This window comes from Nevskia soli, assembly GCF_903970205.1.
Lineage (GTDB): Bacteria > Acidobacteriota > Terriglobia > Bryobacterales > Bryobacteraceae > Bog-113.
On the sequence record NZ_CAJCHS010000213.1, the window covers coordinates 1 to 3,137 of the forward strand.

The 3,137-nt window shown below is 58.7% G+C and carries 4 protein-coding genes; 1 reads left to right on the forward strand and 3 read right to left on the reverse strand.

Going from position 1 to position 3,137, the window contains the following annotated elements:
* A partial coding sequence (locus H1Y01_RS09600; RefSeq protein WP_180540253.1) for an ABC transporter permease occupies positions 1-886 on the reverse strand: 886 nt, incomplete at its 3' end.
* A gap of 312 nt (positions 887-1,198) precedes the next feature.
* Between H1Y01_RS09600 and H1Y01_RS09605 the strand changes: the two genes are divergently transcribed.
* On the forward strand, positions 1,199-1,642 hold the full coding sequence (locus H1Y01_RS09605; RefSeq protein WP_180540255.1) for a hypothetical protein: 444 nt from the start codon (positions 1,199-1,201) through the stop codon (positions 1,640-1,642).
* On the opposite strand, the gene H1Y01_RS09610 is transcribed toward H1Y01_RS09605, so the two are convergent.
* Together H1Y01_RS09610 and H1Y01_RS09615 are read right to left on the reverse strand one after the other, a co-directional pair.
* Positions 1,620-2,669, reverse strand: coding sequence for an alpha/beta hydrolase (locus H1Y01_RS09610; protein WP_180540257.1), 1,050 nt, complete (start codon positions 2,667-2,669; stop codon positions 1,620-1,622). The genes H1Y01_RS09605 and H1Y01_RS09610 overlap by 23 nt on opposite strands.
* 24 nt (positions 2,670-2,693) lie before the next feature.
* Positions 2,694-3,137, reverse strand: a 444-nt coding sequence (locus H1Y01_RS09615; RefSeq protein WP_180540259.1) for a DUF4337 domain-containing protein, incomplete at its 5' end; no start/stop codon positions are given.

Consider the following 3,137-nt stretch of genomic DNA (forward strand, 5'->3'; position numbering starts at 1 on the left):
ACGCGATAAACAGAACCACCGTGACCGCAAGGAAAAGGGTAGCCACCAGAGGCCGCGCCTGCGCTACAGTAGCCTCATCCAGCCGCTGGACCGCCGGATGAATGCGTCGGCCGGAAAGCGCGGGCGGAAAGCTGTGCATGATCTCACGTGCCGCGCCAATAGCATCCTGCTGCGCTTGTGCCGGAGTTACGCCAGGCTTCAGGCGTCCCACCAGATAGTAGCCCCAGTTGCCTGCGCCCTGGATTAGTTCGGCCTGAGTGAAGCTCATCGGAACCCAAAGCTCGCTGCGATTTAACTGACCGGGGTTCAACGGAAACTCGAAGTCGCGCGGCATGACGCCGATGATTTCGTACGGCTTGCGATCCAGAAAGACCTTCTGCCCCAGAACATTGGCATCGCCATGGAAGCGGCCGCGCCAGGTCTGATAGCTGAGCACCGCGACCATCTGACTGCCCTCATCTTCCTGCGGCGTAAAGAAACGGCCGAGGAGTGGTGAGACGCCAAGCACAGGAAGCAGGCTCGCGGTGAGCCGCGCCGCATTGATCTGGGTGGGGTTCCCCAACCCCGAGAGCTCATAGGTGGAAGTCCGGTATCCACCGAGTTTGGAGAAGGCGCGCGTGTCGCGAATATAAGTCCGAACGCCGGGCGGAGTGACGCCGGGCGTTTCGGCGCCGTACTGCACGCCCTCCACGATGTCGCCAAGAGTAACTAGCGCGGACGGATCGGCAAATGGCAAGGGCCGCAGCAGTACACCCTCGACCACCGAGAAGATAGCTGTGGTCGCGCCGATGCCGAAGGCCAGCGTCAGGACCGCGGTCAGGGTGAATCCAGGCGACTTGCGCCATTGCCGCAGCGCGTAGCGGGCGTCTTGCAGAACGGCTTCCATCCCCAAATTGTAGAGGAAAGAACCGGGGTAACTTCGACCCTAGTTAGCGCGGAGTTCGCCTTCGCGAGCGCAGTAACAGCTGGATTTCGGGCAACGCGAGTACCAGCAGAATCAAACACAGCAACGGCACAACCAATCTGTCCATAGGCGGCATGTATTCGGAGTGTAAGAACCGCCTCATGAGGAAGTCATAAACGGCTGTTTGAACTTTTTTATGCTCTCAATGAATTAGGATTTCTTTATAACTTCCTCATGCGCTAATAAGACCTTCTTTAGCTCCCGAACCCTAAGTTTGTATCGGGGAGCAACTTTGTGAGGAGTAAATACGCGCAGCCCGAACTACTGGAGGACTGCGTGCAAGCGCTGCCGGTCACGGTGGTGTTCACGACAGTTTCCGATACTCTCGATGCCCTCAGAAAAGCCGCGGTCCTGGCCCACGAACTAAGGGCGAAGATACGGATCTTGGTCGCTCATGTTGTTCCTTATCCATTGCCACTCGAGCAACCCAAAATCAATACGGAACTGCGCATGCGGCGGGTTCGTACGCTGATCGAACGCGATAGCATTGAAACCCGGATTGAGATTCACCTGTGCCGGGACGCGCGGCAGTGCATTCAGGAGTCGCTCGAACCCCACTCGCTGGTGATCATTGGCGGCCGGCAGAGCCGTTGGCCGCTCACTCGCGAAAACCGTCTTGCGCGCGGATTGAAGCGCGCCGGTCACCAGGTGATCTCTACTGCGCCAGGTATTTGCTGAAAAATCCGGCCATGATGCGGTCGGCCTCCTTCGATTCCGGAAGCCCCGGGTTATTCCAGAACGCATGCGGCAGCGCCTCGAATACAACTAACTGCGCGTCGACGCCTGCGCCCAGATAGGCCCGATGCAGCAGCGTTGTGCCGCTTAATAGCAGGTCGCGTCCGCTGGTAATGAATAGAGTTGGCGGAAATCCGGTTAGGTCGCCGTAGATCGGCGAGAGTACGGGGTCCTTCAGATCGGTCGAGCCCGCGTAGGGGCCGGCGTCGTGACTGTCGGGCTTGGGTGGGTCGAGATGACCGGAGAAGCCGTTTAAGGCGAAGAGCGCGATGGAATCTCCGGTGCGGCTGAAATCGCCCATCCCGGAGAAGATTCCAGTAGCTGCGGGCATAGGTAACCTCAGTTGCTTGAGCTTAGCGGTAACTTCGGCCGTGAGAATAGCCCCGGCAGATGTTCCGTAGATGCCTATATGATCCGGCCGGTAAGTCTTCAGCAGCTCTTTATAGACCGCGACCGCATCGTCAAGACCCGCTGGAAACGGATGCTCTGGAGCTAGCCGGTAGAGTACGGCGATAACTCTGACGCCGGTAAGATTCGCGATAGGAATTGTTTCGGTTAACGAACCGGAATCCGAATTAAACCCGCCGCCGTGTAAGTTGATCAACACGCGGTCGCGCTTATCCGGCGCAATGCTGAGCGGCGTAACCACACGAACCGGCACGCCCGCGATTGTGTCCGCAGCGACATGGGCCGGATAGAGCTTCTTCGAGGCCTCTCCGGCGCCCGCCTGCCACTTATCCGTGCCGGCCCGGCGCTGGGCGAGTGTTTGCGGGACGTCGGCATCCGAAACGACGCGGGCGAGCATCTTCTGAGCTTCGGGGCTGACGGTAGCTGGCACCGGTACGACTCTTGTCACATATGCCGTTCCATCCGGCATGATCTTACTGCTGTCCGTCTGAGCGGCCGCATGAGCCGCGCCAAAGGAAACCGCCAGAGTTCCGATGATTGATTGCACTGTTCCGAGGCGCATCGCTGAGAATGGTATCAAGGTCGATCACGACAGAAACAAGCCGGTAAGAGCGGTCACGATACCCACACCGGCAAGCGCGAGCCCGATGCCCCAGTAAAGCCGGCGCTTGGTGAGCAAAGTCGTTGACATGATCACGAGGGAAGCTTCGAGACAAACATCGCCGATATCGAAGCGATCGGAAGAGGTTTCCTGGTGCGCGACTTCGTGTTCCAAAGCATCCGCCTTGGTCTTGAGTTGCTGCTGCGCCTGATCGCTTTGCTGGATCTTTTTCTGGTACTTATCCCGCAGATCCTGGGCGCTCGCTGGACTTGTTAGCTGCGCAACCGGCAGGAAATCGAGCATCGCATCGTAACTCGTGCGGCCTGTCGCTTTCGACTCGTAGTAGACCCACTGCGCTATCGTTTCGTTCTGAACCAGAATCGTCCGATTGTGGGCGCGATGGCCGAGCAGCGAGACCAGCGCGACTAA